Source organism: Mesorhizobium sp. EU05-FHT14A09 (assembly GCF_058790995.1).
Genome location: NZ_JBYTDF010000004.1, coordinates 22512 through 40345, shown reverse-complemented (window position 1 = coordinate 40345; position 17834 = coordinate 22512). Strand labels below are relative to the sequence as shown.

Below are 17834 nucleotides of genomic sequence, written 5' to 3'. Positions count from 1 at the left end.
AGGCCGAAGAGGACTTGCGAATGGATGCTGCGACAGTGCGATTGGCCGGTGCGGACGATGTCGGCGCCTTCAAACTCATAAGACTGGAGGCGCTCAGGCTCGAAGCGGCGGCCTTTGCCAGCCGCGTCGAGGATTGGGAGTTGTTGCCGGATGAAGAATGGCTGCGGCGGATTGCCGGCGGCGCGGTGTTCATCGCTTTTCGGGACGGCGCGCCGGTCGGCTTGATGGGCCTGTTGCGCGAGCAATCGCTGAAAACGCGCCACCGCGCCATGATCGTGATGGTCTACGTGCGGAAAAGCGAACGTGGCATGGGAACGGCCAAGGCTCTGCTTGAGGCGCTGACGAAGCATGCGCGTGACGCCGGCATCCTGCAACTGGAGTTGACCGTTAGCGTGGAGAACCCGTCGGCACGCCGTTTCTATGTCCGCGAAGGCTTTGTCGAGATCGGCCGCTTGCCTGCCGGGTTGATCCATGAGGGCAGAGAAATCGATGAAATGATGATGGCCAAACGCATCGGTTGACGAGCGCAATTCGTCACGTGCTACCCGCAAGGCTCGCAGTTTCTTCTAAGAAGCCTATGGTTTGCCAGCTTGAAAAATTACAGCGTTCTTGGCACTGTATTCGGATGTTTTGACATTGGCGGGGCGAAAATTGCTTTCTGCTAAATATTCAATGCTATTTAGGCGATGGCCGATAGTTTTATGTCTTTTGGCTGTTTCATGCTTCTGTTATTATTTTTTCATACATAGTGTATCGATCGGCTTGGCATATGGTTGTCAGGATGGCGTCGATGAGGCCGGATTAGAGAAGGCAAAACGCCTTTCTGCTGGTAATGATTACTACAGGATATATCTCGCGTGTAAGTATTATACTGGAAATGGCGTCGCGAAAAATCTTGATAAATCAATATCTTATTTGAGAGAATCTGCAAATAGAGGCAATTCTTATGCGCAGGTGGCTCTAGCTGGCCTCTATGTGACAGGCGAGGGGGTCATTAAGGACAATGAAATTGCGCTGCGGTTGTTTCGTCAGGCGGCGCTGCAGGGGGATGCCGCTGGGCAATACAATGTGGGGATTGCCCACCTAGAAGGCATCGCAGTCAAGCAAGATGACACGCAAGCCGCTCAGTGGCTGCAAAAGGCAGCAGGGCAGGGGTTGGCCGAAGCCGAACAGGCGCTTGGCATGTTGTATGGTTCTGGGCGAGGAGTGCCGCACGACGATGTTCAAGCTGCGGAACTGTATCACAAAGCCGCAAAACAGGGGAACGCCGAAGCGCAATATTCTCTCTGCTACATCTACCTCGGTGGTGTTGGTGTAGTGCAAGAATATCCAACTGCCTTCCGATGGTGCAGCAAGGCCGGCGAACAAGGGCACATCTCTGCACAATATGTACTTGGTACAATGTACTTCGAAGCGAAGGGCGTTCCGAAAAACGATGTGCTGGCTGTGCAATGGCTGCGCAAGGCATCCGAGCAGAACCAGCCAGACGCCCAACTCTATCTCGGCACCTTGTATTTGAACGGTTCTGGGGTGAGCGCAGACGAAACGCTCGCCTTCCTTTGGATCCGCCGGTCGGCGGAACACGGATTGAAAGAAGCGCAATCTTATCTTGGAAAACTCCACTTCCTCGGAAGGGGTACCAGGCAAGACGATACACAGGCGCTGAGATGGTTTTTGGAAGCTGCAAAACAGGGCGACGCTAGTGCGCAGTACAATCTCGGTGTGATGTATCTCAAGGGGCGGGGCGTTCAAACAGACGCGGTGGAAGCCGAGCGTTGGTGGAGGAGAGCAGCGGGGCAGGGAAATGAAGACGCCCAGAACGCGCTGAAGAAACTTCTTCCCAATGGTTCGGGCGGATTGCTTTGATCCGCGGATGAGAATCCTGCTGGTTAGCGATCTCGCTTCAGCCAATCCAGCACGTAAAGCCGCAGCGCCGACGACAGGTTGGCTTCGCGCGGGCGTTGCTCGTCGATCTCGGCCACCAACGCCGCGAGGGCGAGGCCGCGGTTTTCGGCGATCGCGGCAAGTTCGTCGGAAAACGGCTTTTCCAGCGAATAGGACGTGCGGTGGCCGCGTATGGTGACGGAGCGTTTTTCGACCAGGCTCACGCGCTGCTCAGCTCTTGTCGGTGGAAGGCGTGCCGGTGGTTGGCTCGCGGCGGTGGCCATCGACAAGCCGTTCGGCTTTCTCGGCTTCCAGCTCGTCGCGCTGCTTCTCGCTTTTGCTGCGGCCGTGCAGGGCACGGTTCTGCTCGGCTGCAGCGGCGCGCTGCTCGCGCGCCTTGCCCTTCTTGAACTGGCGGAGATTGACGATCTCGGCCATGGCGATCGAATTATTTCTTGCGGAAGGCGTCGAGCGAGACGACTTCGGCGCCCTTGCCGGTGGCAGGCTCATCGGCCGCTGGCTTCTCAGGTTCCGCCGCCGCCGCTTTCTTCTTCGATTCGGACTTCTTTTCGGGAGCAAGCGCGACGGGTTCCGCCGCCGGCTTCTCTTCCACCTCGTCGGCAGTATCGGTCCGAACATCGAATTCGAGTTCGAAATTCACCGATGGATCGTAGAAGCCGCGTACGGCAGAGAACGGGATCTCCAGCTTTTCCGGAATATCGGAGAAAGACAGGCCGACTTCGAAACCTGCTTCCGTCACCTTCAGATCCCAGTACTGGAACTGGATGACGATGGTCATCTGCTCGGGATAGCGTTCGCGCAGGCGCGACGAAATGCGCACGCCGGGCGCTCCGGTCAGGAAGGTGATGAAGAAATGGTGGTTGCCCGGAAGGCCGGTGCGCGCGACCTCGGCCAGCACTTTGCGCATGACGCCGCGCAAAGCCTCCTGAGCCAGGATGTCGTAGCGAATGTGGTCGTCGGCCATATGCCTGGGCGGTTCCGTTGAATCGTCCGCATAGCTGTAATCAAGCTTGGCGGGCTCGTAAACCGCATATAGAGGGCGCCGGCACAGTGGCCAACACCAAAGCCGTCTTCGAGTGACGCTTTCGCGACTTTGTTCGCTTAGGCCAGAACCGCCTCACGCTGGCGAGAGACGGGTTGCCGGGCGCCGTAGGCTCGCAGGAAGGTTCGCACGCCGTGGGTGGCCGACTGCAGGACTTCTTCCTGGCTCGGCTGGACGCCCATCATGAATTCGATCTGCAATTCGGCGTTGATCAGGCCGACGAAGTGGCTTGCGGTCACGTCCGGGTCATCGATGGTGAGATGTCCAGCAAAGGCAAGGCGCGCGAAGCGCGCGGCAAGTGCCGGCAGCGTGGTGCCCGGACCATTCGAACGCCATTCGGCGAACAGTTCAGGATAACGCTCACCCTCGGTCTGGATCAGCTTGCGCAGGAATTTGCCGTCACGGCTGCAGATGCAATTGCGGTTCATGCGTACGGCATAGCCGATCAGATCCGCTTCGAGATCCCTGGGCTGGTCGGGGAAAGTGGCCAGGGTCGCGAAAATACCGGCATTGCAGCGTTCGGTCAGTTCGCGCACCACTGCGACAAACAGCTTTTCCTTGTCGCCGTGATGATTGTAGACGGTCTGGCGCGAAACGCCTGCTTCCGCGGCAATCAGGTCGATGTTGGCGCCGGCGAAGCCTTCGCGGCAGAAAACCGACATGGCAGCATCCACGATCGCAACCCTTTTGGCTTCGTGGCCGCGCGGTGGAGAACTGTCAGCAGCAATCGTCTGGCTCATAAAAATCTATATAGCCGTGATTGACAATTTAGACAAGAGTGTCTAATTTTCTGGACTACAAGATTGGAGATGCGGCGTTTCTGGTGTCGGCATCTCAGGGGATGGAACGTCCTTGGGTCAGACGCCGCATCGCGGCAGCGACCTGATTTGAAAGAGCCATATCATGAACGCGCATTTTCTCCGCACCGCGGTGCTGCTCGGCCTTATGTCTGCCGTAGGTGCCTTCGCCGTCGACATGTATCTGCCGGCGCTGCCTTCGATCGGTGCCGATCTCAATGCCGGCACCTCTGCCGTGCAGATGAGCCTTTTGATCTTTTTCCTGTCGATGGGCTTCGGCCAGATCGTTGTTGGTCCATTGTCCGACATGTTCGGCCGCAAGCCACCGCTCTATGTCGGGCTTGCGCTCTTCATCGTCGGTGGCATCGGCTCGGCGATGGCGCCAAATATTGAATGGCTTATCGCGTTCCGTTTCCTGCAAGGGCTGGGCGCGAGTGCAGGCATGGCCATTCCGCGGGCTGTCGTGCGTGACATGCACACCGGCAACGAGGCCGCCAAGCTGATGTCGCTGCTGATGCTGGTGTTTTCGGTGTCGCCCATCCTGGCGCCGCTCTCCGGCAGCCTGATCATCGAAACGCTTGGCTGGCGCGCCGTGTTCTGGGTGCTGACTGGCGCGGCGGTGATCGCCATCGTGCTTCTGGCCACGGCGCAGGAGGAGACACGTCCGGTCGAGGACCGGGTCGGCTCGTCTTTCAGCTCGGCGCTGAAGGGGTACTGGTTCCTGCTCAACGATCGCAATTTCCTCGGACTGACGGCGATCGGTGGTTTCGGCATTGCCTCCTTCTTCGTCTATCTGGCGAGCTCCTCTTTCATCCTGATCGACCACTATGGACTTTCGCCTTCGCTCTACAGCGTGTTCTTCTCGATCAACGCCGTCGCCTTCATCGGCATGTCGCAGATGACGGGGCTGCTGGCGGATCGTTTTGGATTGAAGCGGGTCGTGAAGGTGGCCGTCGTCGGCTATGCCACCGCGATGGTGGTGCTGCTTGCGGTGATGGCTTCCGGCGTCGACCGGCTGGACGTGATGGCGAGCCTGCTGTTCGTCGGCTACGGCTTCCTCGGCCTCGTCATCCCGACCACCTCGGTGCTGGCCATGGAAGAGCACGGCTCTATTGCCGGCACGGCGTCGGCGTTGATGGGCACGCTGCATTTCGCCATCGGTGCCGTGGCGATGGGCATTGCCGGCCTGTTCTTTGACGGAACGCCGCTGCCGATGGTGGCAGGCATCACGCTTGCCGCCGTGATTGCCTTTGCATTGACGCAGGTCACGCTCGGTCGTGCCCGCCAGTCCGTCGAGGCACCGGCGGAATAGAAGTCTCTCCCAAGACTGCTGAAAGGCCGGGCTTTGCCCGGCCTTTTTGTATTCTGGCCTGAGCCTCACGCAAGGCGTGCTGGCCGCTGCGCCGAAACACTTGGGCACTGCGGCACAAAGCGGAGCATGAGGGATCTCCCGAAAAATCTCAGGTCGCGCGATCCGTTTCCGGCTTTGTCATCGTCCTTGCCTTGTCCGAAATGCAAGGACGCGTGCCATGACCGAGGAGCCTGTCATTTTGATCGACCCGCGGAAGGTTGAGCCCGGCCAGCAGCCAAGCTTTGTCTCACGCAAGCAGCAAAGCTCATAATGTCGAAGAAAGGGGTGTGACGATGTCAGCAGCCAAAGCAGTTTTCGTCCTGGTTCACGGTGGTTGGCACAACCATTCAGCCTGGGACAAGGTCTCGCCAATCCTCAATGCCAGCGGTTTTGCGGTGCTGACCCTCGATCTTCCCGGCGCTGGTGCGCATTCGATCGCACCGGTATCGCTTCATCCCTACGACCCTGCCGCCTTCGCCATCGAGCGATCGCCCGTCGCAGCCATCACGCAGGAAGAGCGGACACAGGCAGTCGTCGCGTTGAACGAAGAAGCGGCATTGCTGGGCAACGGCAAGGTTATCCTGGTCGGGCATTCGGCTGGCGGCATGACTGTTTCGGCGGTTACCGAGCAGATTCCGCACCGGCTTCAGGCGGTCGTCTATCTTGCCGGATTCCTGGTGCCGAGCGGCGTGCCGTTGCTCGCCATGCTCCAGCACGATTCCATGTCTTCGGCACTGTCGCCAAGGCTGTTCGTGGGTGATCCCGTCACCATCGGCGCGACCAGGATCCACGCCGGATCGAGAGACAAAGCCTACAGATCGCTGCTCAAGGCGTCGTTTTATGCAGACGTTTCGGAAGACGACTTCGAGCAGGCGGTCCTGCAGTTGCATTGCGACGAATCGAACCTCGGCGCGCTCGCCCTGTCGGAAATCACCTCGGCGCGATTTGGCACCGTGGCGCGCCACTACATCCGCTGTACGCAGGATCGCGCAGTGCCGTTGACAGGCCAGGATCGCATGATCGCAATGGTCGATGCGAGTATCGGCGGCAGGACGGCCACCCATACATTGGAAAGCAGCCATTCGCCTTTCCTGTCGCAACCGGCGGTCCTGTCGAAGCTCCTGATCGACATTCATGCTCAATCCATGGCGCTTCAGTGCGCAGAAGCGGTGTAGGCCTGATCATGACCCCGGACGAATTCGAGAATCGGCTGACTGCGTTGCGACCACGCCTTCATCGCTATTGCGCGCGCATGACCGGATCGGCGATCACTGGCGAGGATGTCCTGCAGGACACCTTGGTCAAGGCGCTTCACGCGCGGGCCCAAGGCACCGAGGTCGACAACCTCGAAGGCTGGCTGTTCCGCATCGCGCACAATGCCAGCCTCGATTTCCTGCGGGCCAGTTCCCGCAACATGATTGTCCCGCTCACCGAAGACGTCGAGGCGGTACCGATGACGGAAGGGGATATCGTCGCGGTCAGCTTTCAGACATTCCTGCAACTGCCCGAACTTCAGCGCTGCGCCGTGATCCTCAAGGATGTGCTCGGTCATTCGGTCGAAGAGGTCGCGGGCATTGCCGAATGCTCTCCTGCCGCCGCCAAATCGGCGCTGCAGCGCGGGCGGGTGGCACTGCGCCAGCTCGCACAGGCGCCGGAAGATACTCGCCTGCCGCTGATGCCCGAACAGGACCGCCGCAAGATCGCAACCTTCGTACAGCTGTTCCAGACCGGCGATTTCGACGCGATCCGCACCATGCTTGCCGATGACGTCAAGCTCGATCTGGTGAACAGGCTGCGGTGGCAGGGCCGCGAGAAAGTCGTTCCTTATTTCACGCGTTACGGCGAAGTGGCGAAATGGCGTTTCGCCCTGGGGGGCGTCGAAGGCCGGCCGGCGATGCTCGTATTCGACAGCACCGGCCCGATGGACAAGCCGTCGCATTTTGTGCTGGTCGACTGGCGTGAAAACGAGATCGTCGGGATCCGCGACTTCCTGTTCACGCCTTATATTCTCGAAGCCATAGATTGGGTTCGACTGGGCTGATGCGTTTCAATACACCGCGATCGCCTGCGCACCTGTCTTGATCTTCTCGGCAATTTCCGGAACCAGAGCGTCGTCGAGATCCTGGCTGGGAATGACGATGACCAGGCTGCCCAGGATACGCTTGTCGCTGGAAAGGATGGGTGCTGCGATACCCGCATTGCGACTGTCGACTTCACCGCGGCTGAATGAATAGCCTTGCCTGCGAATATCCTTCAGGGTCTTGCGAAAGCCTGCCCAGTCGTTGCCCAAGCCGGCGGCCGAGATCTCGGCGGCATTCGACAGCATCAGGCTGCGCAGGCGATGATCGGGCAGATGCGCCAGGATTGCCTTGCCGGCGGCCCCTTTGAGAAGCGGCATCGGCCGGCCGCGGTCATAGCTGGTGAGAACCGTGCGGTCCGGCCAGGCCTGCGCGATGCACACGACGTTCTTGCCATAATAGCCGCACACCATCAGGTTGCCTTTGACCTGCTTGATGAGCTCGTTCATCACATCGCCGGCCCGATGCAGCAGCGGGTCGTTCAACCGGATCTGGCGGTCGAGCTGGATGATGCGCGCCCCCAGGGTGAAGCCGCGCTGGATGTCTGGAGCGATAAGGCCGGCGGTGCTCAACGTCTTGAGATAACGGTAGGCGGTGGGTACCGAACAATCGAGCGCGGTCGTCACTTCCTCGGCGGTCACGGCCGTACGGTCACCGTCGAACAGGTCAAAGATCGCAATCATCCGCTGAAGGCTGTCCATACGGTGAAGTGACTCCGGTTCCTGCGACTTGACGTCAAGGCCGCGTTGCTTGGCTAGTCTATGAAAGGCGCGGTCATGGGCGTCAATCAGTGGATGTGCATTCCACCATTGATGTCCACCGCGGTGCCAGTGATGTAGCCCGCGAGCGGCGAAGCCAGGAACAGGCATGTATTGGCGACGTCCTGCGGTGTTCCAAAGCGCTGCAGTGGGATCGTCTCGACGAACCGCCGCTTGGTGGCCTCGTCGAAGGCATTCACGTTCATCGGCGTGATGATGATGCCGGGATTGATGCAGTTCACCCGGATGCCGCGAGCACCGAATTCGCGCGCCATGCTCTTGGCCAGCGCCAGGACGCCGCCTTTCGAGGCTGCGTAATGTGGTCCTCCGAGCAGGCCGCCGCCACGCTGGGCCGCGATGGAGGCGATGCATACGATGGCGCCGCCATCATTCATGACCGGAATGGCGGCCTGCGACAGCTTCAGCATGCCGCCCAGATTGATGTCGAGCGTGGTTTGCCAGTCCTGTTCGGTGATATCGAGCAGCTTCCTGGCCTGCGCGATGCCGGCATTGTTCACGACGATGTCGAGCCTGCCGAACAACGCTTTCGTCTGCGCCACCACTTCGCCGAGTGCCGAGCCGTCCCGCACATCCGCGGGCATGCCGACGACACGTCCCGCTTCGGACGAAGAGAGTTCCTCGCTCAGGGTCGCGGCCGCCTGGCTGCAGCTTGCCGGATCGAGATCGATGATCACCACGCTGGCGCCGGACCTCGCCAGGGTGCGCGCAATGGCAAAGCCGATCCCGTCTGGGTGTGCCGCGCCGGAAACGATTGCGGCTTGACCATTGAGCATGGATTCTCCGATGTGTAATTTCTTACAATACGATAATTTGTTGAAAATACGCATGTCAAGTGGTGAGGCAAAGTCTTGCTGCCTAACCGCCAGGCGGGTCGATATGCAAGCTTTCCGTGAAGGGGGAGGCGTGTGGAAAAGTCGTATGCCGCCGCCCTCTTGACAGATTAGAAATTTGCTAATTATCGTAATGTGAGAATTATCAAAATTCTTGCTTGGGAGGATGATTGTGACCGATAAAGAACTCAACACGCTGGCGACCCTGCATTCGCTCGACGAAGGCGTAGGCCGGCGAACATTCATGAAGTTGATGGGCGCTGCAGGCATTTCGCTGGCGATGACGCCGGCTGTGTCACGCGTGGCGGAGGCCGCAACCGTCATTCGCGGCAAGATCGCCAACCAGGTCTCGACGCCCGCCAACGACTACTGGTCGGTCTGGACACGCGCCTTCGGCACCGCTTCGAAGGCGCTCGGCCTCGAAACTCAGGAGTTGTTCCACCAGAACGACACCGCCAGGCAGCTGTCCCAGATACGCAGCCTGCCAGCCAGTTCGGCCAGGATGCTGATCGGTTGCGTCGAGCCGGCGGGCTCGCTGCCTACGGTCGCGAAGTTCTGCCAGGACAATGGCATCCACTATGTGCCGAGCTGGGAATCGCCGGCCTGGTTCACGCCGTCGGATGTCGGCGATTTCTATGTTTCCTTCGTCACGCCGAATTCGGTGGAAGGTGCCTATGAGGTTGCCAAGGCGCTATTCGAAAGCGTCGGCGGGGAAGGGAAGATCGTGCACATCGCCGGCATGGCGACCCCGACGGATTCCTACCGCACCGCGGGCCTGATGCAGGCGGCCAAGGAATATCCGGGCATCAAGATCGTCGGTGGGCTGCGTGCGAACTGGGACCGCGAACAGGCACGCAAGGTCATGCTGTCGATGGTCACCGCGCATCCCGACATGAAGGGCGTGTTCGCCCAGAACGACAACATGGCGCTCGGCGTGCTTTCGGTTCTGCGCGAGCGCAAGCTGGATCACGTCAAGGTCTCGGGCGTCGACGGCTTGCCGGAAGGCCTGCGCGAGGTGGCCAAGGGCGAACAGATGATCGCAACCCACACGTCTCTGCCGCCCTACGGCGCGGGCTTCACCGCAGTGCTGGCATTCGATGCCCTCAACGGCTGGAAGCCGACGCTCGGCGAAAGGCTGCTGTTCACCGGCTCCGCGCTGGCCACGGCCAAGGATGCGGCGCGCATCGAGCAGGCGATCTATGGCGAGGGTTCCAATCCGTTCGACTGGGCGCTGATGAGCCGCACGCTCAATCCGGACAATTGGGATCCCCAGAACAAGATCACCGCGATCGATCCGGAAACCTATTGGGCCCCGTTCCCCGAAGGCAAAGAGCGTCTCAACGCCGCCTATGCCGGCGCAAAGGAAAAGGGCGCTTTCTCCTCGGTCGATGCGCTCTATGCCGAGCACTACAAGACCGGCCCCGTGAAGGCCTGACCAGCGCGTATCGTCATGAACACCATGGTTCCGGCGCTCGAGCTTCGCGGCGTCACCAAACAATACGGACCGGTAACGGCTCTCCGTCGCGTCAGCCTGTCCCTCGAACGCCATGGCGTTCTTGGGCTGGTTGGTGAGAATGGGGCAGGCAAGTCGACGCTGATCTCCGTCATCAACGGCACGGTGCGGCCCACCGAAGGCGATCTCTTTGTTGGTGGCGCGCGTGTCAACCTTGGTTCGCCGGCGGATGCGGCGCGCGCCGGCATTGCCACGGTGTTTCAGGAGCAGGGTCTCATCGCCAACCTGCGCGTGTTCGAAAACATGTTGCTGGGTCGTGAAGCCGGCTTCGCCAAAGCCGGCATTCTCGGCAGGCAGGCGATGGTCAGGCTCGCCGCCGATGTCCTCGAAGAACTGGGCATCGCCATCGACCCGCTGGCCATGACAGGGAGCCTGGCCTTCGGAGAACGACAACTGGTCGAGATCGCAAAGGCCTTTGCGCTTGGCCGCATCTATCCGGTCGAGCCCGTCATCCTGCTCGACGAGCCGACAAGCGCACTGTCGGATGCCGAAACGCAAATCCTGTTCAACTCGATCCGGCGCTGGCGCGGCAAGGCCTCCATCATCCTTGTCTCCCACAGGCTTTCCGACGTCTTTGCGGTGTGCGACCGCGTCGCCGCACTCAAAGATGGTGCCATCAACGGTACCTGGCCGGTGTCGGAAGCGACGCCGGACCTGCTTCACGAGGCGATCGTCGGGCGCGCGCGCTCGGCCGGCTATTACAAGGAAAGCGAGCAGCGCGAGGATTTCGGGGACGTCGTGCTCGATGCCCGTGACCTCGTCGTTCCGGGCCAACTCGACAAGGTGTCGCTTAGCGTTCGCGCCGGCGAGATTGTCGGCGTGGCCGGTGTTCTCGGCTCCGGCAAGACAACCCTCGGTCACGCCATCGCCGGTGCGTTGGCGGTCAAGGCCGGAGACATCTTCGTCAACACAAAGCGCCTACGCCCGGGCTCGCTTGCATCGGCGCTGGCGGCCGACATCGGCAACGTCCCAGCCGAACGCAACATTGCCGGCGTCATCGGGATGCATTCGGTGGAATGGAACCTGACGCTGCCAAGCCTGCGCAGCTTCCGCTTCGGCCGCTGGCCTATCCTGTCGTCGCGACGGCAATGGGAGGTTACCGATGACTGGATCCAGCGCCTGCGTGTGCGAACACCCGGCCGTGCCATCCAGATCCGCAACCTCTCCGGCGGCAATGCCCAGAAGGTCGTGTTCGCCAAATGGCTGGCGCGCGGCATCAAGCTGTTCGTGCTCGACGATCCCGGCCGCGGCCTCGATGTCGGCGCCAAGGAAGAAATCTATGCGCTGCTGCGCAAACTGGCCCGCGATGGCGTGGCGATCGTGCTGATCTCCGACAACCTGCCTGAGATCATCGGGCTCTCGAACCGGATCGTCACGCTGCGCTCGGGCCGGGTCTCCGCCGAGATCGCTGCTCCCGCCCATGACAAGCCCGCCGAGACGGCGGTCGTAACCCACATGGTCTGACAGAAATGGAAACCAGAGTGTCTCAATCCAACCCGGCACAGATCCGACCCGGCCAGTGGATCGCCAAACATGCGGTGTCGCTCTATCCGCTGCTGGTGATCCTCGCGCTCGCCGTCCTGTTCACAGTGCAGAACCCGTATTTCGCGACCTTCGACAACGTCATGAACATCGGCCGCCAGTCGTCCGTGCTGCTGCTCGTCGCGCTGGCCGGAACGATGGTGATCATGATCGGGTCGATCGATCTTTCGGTCGGCTCGATCGTCACGCTGTCCGGCATCGTCGCGGCCCTGACTATCGACGCGGCTGGTCCGCTCGCAGCTGTAGCGGCCGGCATCGGTGCCGGTCTCCTTGTCGGCCTCGTGAACGGCATGACTCTGATCATGCTCAAGGTACCGTCCTTCCTGGTCACGCTTGGCATGCTGTCGATCCTGTCGGGCGTCGCCAACATGATCTGTGGCGGTTCCTCGATCATGTTCATGGATCTCAGCCTCACCGATCTGGTCAATGCCGAATACATCCCCGGCATCCCGACCATCATCCTGGTGGCATTGGCGGCTGCCGCGCTGCTGGCGTTCGTCGCTTTCAACACCGTGCTCGGCCGGTATCTGTTCGCCATCGGTGGTGGCGAGGTCGTCGCCGCCAACAGCGGGGTCCCGGTCAATCGCTACAAGGTCTATGCCTTCATGCTGTCGGGAGCGCTGTGCGGGTTGGCCGGCGTGCTTTTGACGGCGCAGGTCGGCGCCGGCACGCCGGCTGCGGGCGCGAACATGCTGCTCGATTCCATCGCCGCGATCGTCATGGGCGGAACGGCACTGTCGGGCGGCATCGGCGGCCCGCAGCGCACCATCCTTGGTGTGCTGGTCATCGCCATCCTGTCCAATGGCATGGACGTCACCGAAGTCAGCAGCTTCACCCAAGAGGTGATCAAGGGGCTGGTCATCATCCTGGCCGTCGCCTCCACCATCGACCGCAAGAAATACGCGTTCATCAAGTGAGCGCGTCCATCGCAAATTCCGTATTCAAGGAGCAGACATGAGCGCAAAGATCGTTCCCGTCGTCACCCGCAAGGACCAGGAACATGCCGGCACCGGCCAGTCGGGTGGCGCTGTGCGCATCTCCGGCGTCAGCCCGCAGCACACGCCGGCAACAAAGATCTGGTTCGGCAAGGTCAGCAACAAGCCCGGCTACCGCTCGCTGCCGCATCACCACGGCGACGCCGAGACGGGCGGCTATGTCTTCAAGGGTAAGGGCCGCATCTATTTCGGCGAAAACTACGCCGAATATCTCGACATGGAAGAGGGCGACTTCGTGTTCGTTCCGCCCCATATGCCGCATGTCGAGGTCAATATGAGCACGACGGAAGACCTCATCTGGCTGACGGCACGCACGCCGGACAACATCGTGGTCAACCTGCCTGACGTCGACGATTCCGTTCTCGTCGGCTATTCGCGCGCGTGACACCAGCGGGAGGAGAACCAATGACCGACATTCGCCTTTACATGTTCGATACCGGCATCTTGAAGTGCAAGTATCACGACATTTATCTTAACCAGGGCGGGGACGCCGACCACGAAATCCCCGTTCCCTTCTTCTACATCACCCATCCGAAGGGCAATGTCGTCATCGATGGCGGCACGCCGGTCGAATGCGCAACCGACCCGCATGGGCACTGGGGTGCGGTTGCGCAGTTCTTCTATCCGGTGCTGACACCGGAACAGGGCTGTGTGGCCCAGCTCGAGAAGCTTGGCGTCGACATCGGAAGCGTGAAGCACGTCGTGCTGTCGCATCTGCATCTCGACCATGTCGGTGCTGTCGGGCGCTTCCCCAATGCGACCCATGTCGTGCAGCGCAACGAGTATGAATACGCCTTCACACCGGACTGGTTCGCCACCGGCGCCTATGTGCGCAAGGATTTCGACAATCCAAATCTGAAATGGCTTCTGCTCGAGGACGCCTGGGGCGATTTCTATGACCTCTATGGTGACGGCTCGATCGTGCTGATCCGTTCGCCCGGGCACACCGGCGGCCATCAATCGATCCTCGTGCGCACCTCCAGCGGCCAATCGGTGCTTCTGGCGGTCGACGCCGCCGACACGCTCGACCATTGGGAAGAAAAGGCGCTTCCCGGCGCCCTCCATTCCGCCGTCGATTCCGTCCGCTCAGTCAAGAAGCTGCGCGCCGTGCAGGAAAAGACGGATGCGCTGGTTGTTGCCGGCCATGACGGCACGCAATGGGCGGCGCTAAAGAAAGCCCCCGATTTTTACTGAGATGTGAGGACGGCATGAAACTGCTGCGCTTTGGCCCGGTCGGGCAGGAAAAACCGGGTCTCGTCGATCGCCAGGGCGGACTGCGAGACCTGTCCGGTATTGTTGCCGACATCGCGGGCGAAACGCTCTCGGATGGCAGCCTTGCCGCCTTGAGGGCCGTCGATCCGGACACGCTGCCGCTGGTGCAGGGCGAGCCCCGCATCGGGGCCTGCGTCGGCAGGATCGGCAAGTTCATCTGCGTGGGGCTGAACTATGCCGATCACGCGCGGGAAACCGGCAAGGAACCGCCGGCCGAACCGATCCTGTTCATGAAGGCGACAAGTGCCGTCTGCGGCCCGAATGACGACATCGAGATTCCGCAAGGTTCCACCAAGACGGATTGGGAGGTCGAACTCGGGATCGTCATCGGAAAGCGGGCGAAATACGTGCGCGAGACCGATGCCTTCGAACATGTCGCCGGCTACTGCACGGTCAACGACGTCTCCGAGCGCGCCTTTCAGTCGGAACGGGGCGGGCAGTGGACAAAGGGCAAGAGCCACGACAGTTTCGGGCCGATCGGCCCCTGGCTGGTCACGCGCGACGAGGTTCCCGACCCGCAGGTGCTTGATCTGTGGCTGGAGGTCGACAGCACGCGCTACCAGAACGGCTCGACCCGCACGATGATCTTCGGGGTCGCCGAACTCGTTGCTTACATCAGTCAGTTCATGACGCTGGAGCCGGGAGACATCATCGCCACTGGCACGCCGCCCGGCGTCGGGCTCGGCCAGAAGCCGCAGGTTTTCCTGAAACCGGGCCAGACCATCCGCCTCGGCGTGCAGGGCCTGGGAAGCCAGACACAACGCACCATCCCCGCTCGTCCCTGACCTCGAGCGAAATGCGATCGAGGTGAATCGATATTCCCCTCGGATTCTTTGTTTGCCGCATGATCCTTGTCCGAAAAGTCCGCAGCTTTTTGCTGTGCTGACCTTCAGTTCGAGATCATGCTCCTGAAGGAAGCTTGTCATGACCAATCTTGCCGATCGCGTCGCCATCGTCACCGGTGGCGGACGTGGCCAGGGGGAAGCCGAAGCGCGCCTGCTTGCGGAAGCCGGAGCGGCGGTGCTGATCTGCGATGTCCTGGAACGGGAAGGTGAAGACCTTGCCGGGGCTCTCGTCTCGGAGGGCCGCGAGGCGCGCTTCCTGGCTCTCGATGTCGCCAGCAAGGAGGGCTGGGCCCGCGCGATCGACCGTGTCGAATCCTGGAAGGGACGCCTGGATATCCTGGTGAACAATGCAGGCATCATCAACCGCAAGTCGATCAATGACACGCCGCTCGACGCCTGGCAGCGCCTGATGGCCATCAACCTGACCGGCCCGTTTCTCGGCATCCAGGCCGCGGCTCCACTGATGCGCCGGAGCGGTGGAGGCAGCATCGTCAACATCTCCTCCAACAGCGCCTTCTCCGGCCATTACGATCCTGCCTATACGGCGAGCAAATGGGGGTTGCGTGGCCTGACCCGCACTGCGGCGATGGAATATGTCTCCTGGGGCATCCGCGTGAACAGCGTTTGCCCTGGGCTGATCGTGACCGGCCTCAATGCCGAGGCGCCGCATCTCAAGCCGATGATCGACCTCACGCCGATGAAGCGAAGCGGCACGGTGGAAGAAGTCGCCAGACTTGTGATGTTCCTGGCAAGCGAGGCGTCGAGTTTCATCACCGGCGAGGATTTCGTGATCGACGGCGGCTTTACCGCCGGTGCAGCCTATCGGCGCGTGGCTACCGAAAGCGGCCTTTATCCAGGCTGAGACTATCGACACTTGCGAGAGGCCATCCCGGCATCGCCGGCCGTCTGCTTGTCATCGGCAGACCGGCTGACTAAGGAGGGGATACCCCGCGATGCGATCGCGCCCCGACAGGCAGGCCTGATGAGCATGACACGAAAAGCTTCGAAGCCGACGGTCAAGGATGTCGCGCGCGAAGCCGGTGTATCGCCGATCACGGTTTCGAACGTCATCAACTCGACGGGCCGCTTCACCGAAGAGACGGCGCAGCGTGTGCGTGAGGTGATCGAGCGTATCGGCTATCGTCCTTCCGTCGCCGCACGCCGCTTTCGTCTGTCAAAGGAGTGGACCATCGGGCTGCTGGTCGTCGATGAGAATTCGGACTTCCTGAGCGATCCGTTCACCACCGCAGTCATCACCGGCCTGACCAACTTCCTGACCGAGATCGGCTACACGCTGACGATCCGGGCCATCAAACCGTCGCAGTTCCGCACCGCCGGCCTGTTCCAGGGCATCCAGGCCGATGGCATCGTGCTGATGCTGTCCGGCACGGAAACGGAAAGGCGATGGTTCGTGGAGGAACTGCTCGGCTTCGATGTTCCGATCGTTTTGTTGCAGGACGACACAAAGGCAGCCGCTAGCTCCATTGCCGTGGTTCGGCAGGACGATTTCGCCGGCGGCCGGCAAGTCGCCGATCATCTGCTCGCGTCCGGAAGCCAGCGGTTCTGGATGCTGGCACCGCGCGCGGTGTGGCCGGCCATGAAGCTGCGCGAGAAGGGTTTTCGCGACAGGCTCGAACAGGTGCCGGGGATCGACATCGAGGTCCTGGTCTGCGGGGATGAGAGCTTCGATGTCACATTCGGCGAAGTGAAACAGGCGCTGGCTGCGAAAAAGGCGCCGGATGCGATCGTCGGGCTGAACGATCAGATGGCGATCGCGGCGATGCGGGCCTGCCAGCTTGCCGGGTTCAGCGTGCCCGATCAGATCCAGATTACCGGGTTCAACGGCTTCGAGTTCTGGAAGTTCGTCGATCCCACCATGACAACGGTGCTGTCCCCGGCGCGCGAAATCGGCCATCGCGCCGGCGATCTTCTGGTCGACATGCTGAAGACAGGTGCTTTCGAACAGCGCGACGTGGTGCTGCCGGTCATCTTCCGGCAGGGCCGGTCCAGCAAGCCAGCGTCAACCAACAACTGAGCCTCCGAAATTTTGCCGACACGCGTCTCGTCGCTATTGACAGTGATTTAAGTTGATGTAACGTTACACCAACTTAATCAAACCAATGTGAAAGGTATCAGACGTGACCGTCGCCCAAACCCTCGCTGAGCCCCCTGGAAAGGCCATTCCGGAGCTCGAAAAAGTCAGGGAGCTGCTGTTCACCGCAGTCCTCTCCGATGTCCTCGACGGCCTTGGCTACACGCGCCAAGCAATGTCGCCCAGGATCAGGCCGCTCGATCCTTCGCTGATCATGGTCGGCCGCGCGCGCACCGGCTTCTATGCGGATGTGTATGAGGTCATCGAGGGCGAGAACCCCTATGAAACGGAAATCGCCTTCGTGGACGACCTCAAGGCCGGCGAAGTGGCGATCATCGGGTGCGGCAACACCGGCCGCATCGCGCCGTGGGGCGATCTGCTCAGCACCGCGTCGCGGGTGAGGGGAGCCGTCGGCTGCGTCACCGACGGACTGGTTCGCGACACCAAAAGCATCATCCAGTCGCAGTTCCCGGTGTTCCATGGCGGCATTGGTCCGCTCGACAGCAAGGGGCGCGGCAAGATGGTGGCGATGGACACCGCCATTGAATGCGGCGGAGCGCTGGTGCGGTCGGGCGACATCGTGTTCGGCGATGCCGACGGTGTCGTGGTTGTCCCGCAGGCGATCGAGGCTGAAGCGCTTCGGCTCGCCTTCGAGAAGGTGAATGGCGAAAACAACACCAAGGCAGAACTCCTGAAGGGGACACCATTGGCCGTCGTCTTCGAGAAGTATGGGATCTTGTAGTGCTTGATGCCGAGGTCGGAGCGCCGGCCTCGGCCCTTTGGGGGAGATGGG

General features: G+C 61.1%; 20 protein-coding genes. 14 read left to right on the top strand and 6 right to left on the bottom strand.

The genetic code is table 11. The features are described from left to right. The first annotated feature begins 20 nt into the window (after positions 1–20). Positions 21–521, top strand: coding sequence for a GNAT family N-acetyltransferase (locus AC3WTO_RS15360; protein WP_492461605.1), 501 nt, complete (start codon positions 21–23; stop codon positions 519–521). Between the two features lie 88 nt (positions 522–609). Then, on the top strand, positions 610–1866 hold the full coding sequence (locus tag AC3WTO_RS15355) for an SEL1-like repeat protein (RefSeq protein ID WP_492461604.1): 1257 nt from the start codon (positions 610–612) through the stop codon (positions 1864–1866). 23 nt (positions 1867–1889) lie between these two features. On the opposite strand, the gene AC3WTO_RS15350 is transcribed toward AC3WTO_RS15355, so the two are convergent. From AC3WTO_RS15350 to AC3WTO_RS15335, 4 genes are all read right to left on the bottom strand, one after another. Continuing rightward, positions 1890–2108 carry a ribbon-helix-helix domain-containing protein gene (locus AC3WTO_RS15350; protein ID WP_492461603.1) on the bottom strand — a complete coding sequence of 73 codons (219 nt, stop codon included), beginning with the start codon at positions 2106–2108 and terminating at the stop codon, positions 1890–1892. 7 nt (positions 2109–2115) lie between these two features. Continuing rightward, the gene (locus tag AC3WTO_RS15345) at positions 2116–2322 is read right to left on the bottom strand and encodes a DUF4169 family protein (RefSeq protein ID WP_492461602.1); all 207 of its coding nucleotides are present in this window, start codon (positions 2320–2322) and stop codon (positions 2116–2118) included. Positions 2323–2332: 10 nt separating this feature from the next. Further along, positions 2333–2869 carry an SspB family protein gene (locus AC3WTO_RS15340; protein WP_492461601.1) on the bottom strand — a complete coding sequence of 179 codons (537 nt, stop codon included), beginning with the start codon at positions 2867–2869 and terminating at the stop codon, positions 2333–2335. A 137-nt stretch (positions 2870–3006) separates the two neighbouring features. Continuing rightward, a complete protein-coding gene (locus tag AC3WTO_RS15335) occupies positions 3007–3687 on the bottom strand; it encodes a TetR/AcrR family transcriptional regulator (RefSeq protein ID WP_492461600.1) in 681 nt (226 codons plus the stop codon). Between the two features lie 163 nt (positions 3688–3850). Between AC3WTO_RS15335 and AC3WTO_RS15330 the strand changes: the two genes are divergently transcribed. The 3 genes from AC3WTO_RS15330 (at position 3851) to AC3WTO_RS15320 (ending at position 7136) form a co-directional block, all read left to right on the top strand. After that, on the top strand, positions 3851–5056 hold the full coding sequence (locus tag AC3WTO_RS15330) for a multidrug effflux MFS transporter (RefSeq protein WP_492461599.1): 1206 nt from the start codon (positions 3851–3853) through the stop codon (positions 5054–5056). A gap of 332 nt (positions 5057–5388) precedes the next feature. Next, positions 5389–6270 (top strand): alpha/beta fold hydrolase, encoded by an 882-nt coding sequence (locus AC3WTO_RS15325; protein ID WP_492461598.1) that lies wholly within the window; start codon positions 5389–5391, stop codon positions 6268–6270. Positions 6271–6278: 8 nt separating this feature from the next. Continuing rightward, the gene (locus AC3WTO_RS15320) at positions 6279–7136 is read left to right on the top strand and encodes a sigma factor (protein ID WP_492461597.1); all 858 of its coding nucleotides are present in this window, start codon (positions 6279–6281) and stop codon (positions 7134–7136) included. A 6-nt stretch (positions 7137–7142) separates the two neighbouring features. Here the strand turns inward: AC3WTO_RS15320 and AC3WTO_RS15315 are convergent, their stop codons facing one another. Then, positions 7143–7874 carry an IclR family transcriptional regulator gene (locus AC3WTO_RS15315; RefSeq protein WP_492558418.1) on the bottom strand — a complete coding sequence of 244 codons (732 nt, stop codon included), beginning with the start codon at positions 7872–7874 and terminating at the stop codon, positions 7143–7145. Positions 7875–7960: 86 nt separating this feature from the next. Further along, positions 7961–8725 carry an SDR family NAD(P)-dependent oxidoreductase gene (locus tag AC3WTO_RS15310; protein ID WP_492461595.1) on the bottom strand — a complete coding sequence of 255 codons (765 nt, stop codon included), beginning with the start codon at positions 8723–8725 and terminating at the stop codon, positions 7961–7963. Positions 8726–8954: 229 nt separating this feature from the next. On the opposite strand from AC3WTO_RS15310, the gene AC3WTO_RS15305 reads away from it, so the two are divergent. From AC3WTO_RS15305 to AC3WTO_RS15265, 9 genes are all read left to right on the top strand, one after another. Continuing rightward, positions 8955–10217, top strand: coding sequence for a sugar ABC transporter substrate-binding protein (locus AC3WTO_RS15305; RefSeq protein ID WP_492461594.1), 1263 nt, complete (start codon positions 8955–8957; stop codon positions 10215–10217). Between the two features lie 15 nt (positions 10218–10232). Continuing rightward, positions 10233–11759 carry a sugar ABC transporter ATP-binding protein gene (locus AC3WTO_RS15300; RefSeq protein WP_492461593.1) on the top strand — a complete coding sequence of 509 codons (1527 nt, stop codon included), beginning with the start codon at positions 10233–10235 and terminating at the stop codon, positions 11757–11759. Between the two features lie 17 nt (positions 11760–11776). Further along, positions 11777–12754 (top strand): ABC transporter permease, encoded by a 978-nt coding sequence (locus AC3WTO_RS15295; protein ID WP_492461592.1) that lies wholly within the window; start codon positions 11777–11779, stop codon positions 12752–12754. A 37-nt stretch (positions 12755–12791) separates the two neighbouring features. After that, complete coding sequence (locus AC3WTO_RS15290; protein ID WP_492461591.1) at positions 12792–13217, top strand: cupin domain-containing protein; 426 nt, start codon at positions 12792–12794, stop codon at positions 13215–13217. A gap of 20 nt (positions 13218–13237) precedes the next feature. Then, positions 13238–14026: an AttM family quorum-quenching N-acyl homoserine lactonase gene (attM, locus tag AC3WTO_RS15285; protein ID WP_492461590.1), complete on the top strand. Its 789-nt coding sequence runs from the start codon at positions 13238–13240 to the stop codon at positions 14024–14026. A gap of 14 nt (positions 14027–14040) precedes the next feature. Continuing rightward, entirely contained in the window at positions 14041–14889 is an 849-nt protein-coding gene (locus AC3WTO_RS15280) for a fumarylacetoacetate hydrolase family protein (protein ID WP_492461589.1), read from the top strand. 139 nt (positions 14890–15028) lie between these two features. Next, a complete protein-coding gene (locus AC3WTO_RS15275) occupies positions 15029–15811 on the top strand; it encodes an SDR family NAD(P)-dependent oxidoreductase (RefSeq protein WP_492461588.1) in 783 nt (260 codons plus the stop codon). Between the two features lie 120 nt (positions 15812–15931). Continuing rightward, the gene (locus tag AC3WTO_RS15270; RefSeq protein ID WP_492461587.1) at positions 15932–16984 is read left to right on the top strand and encodes a LacI family DNA-binding transcriptional regulator; all 1053 of its coding nucleotides are present in this window, start codon (positions 15932–15934) and stop codon (positions 16982–16984) included. A 103-nt stretch (positions 16985–17087) separates the two neighbouring features. Continuing rightward, a complete protein-coding gene (locus tag AC3WTO_RS15265; RefSeq protein WP_492461586.1) occupies positions 17088–17783 on the top strand; it encodes an RraA family protein in 696 nt (231 codons plus the stop codon). The last annotated feature ends 51 nt before the right edge of the window (positions 17784–17834 follow it).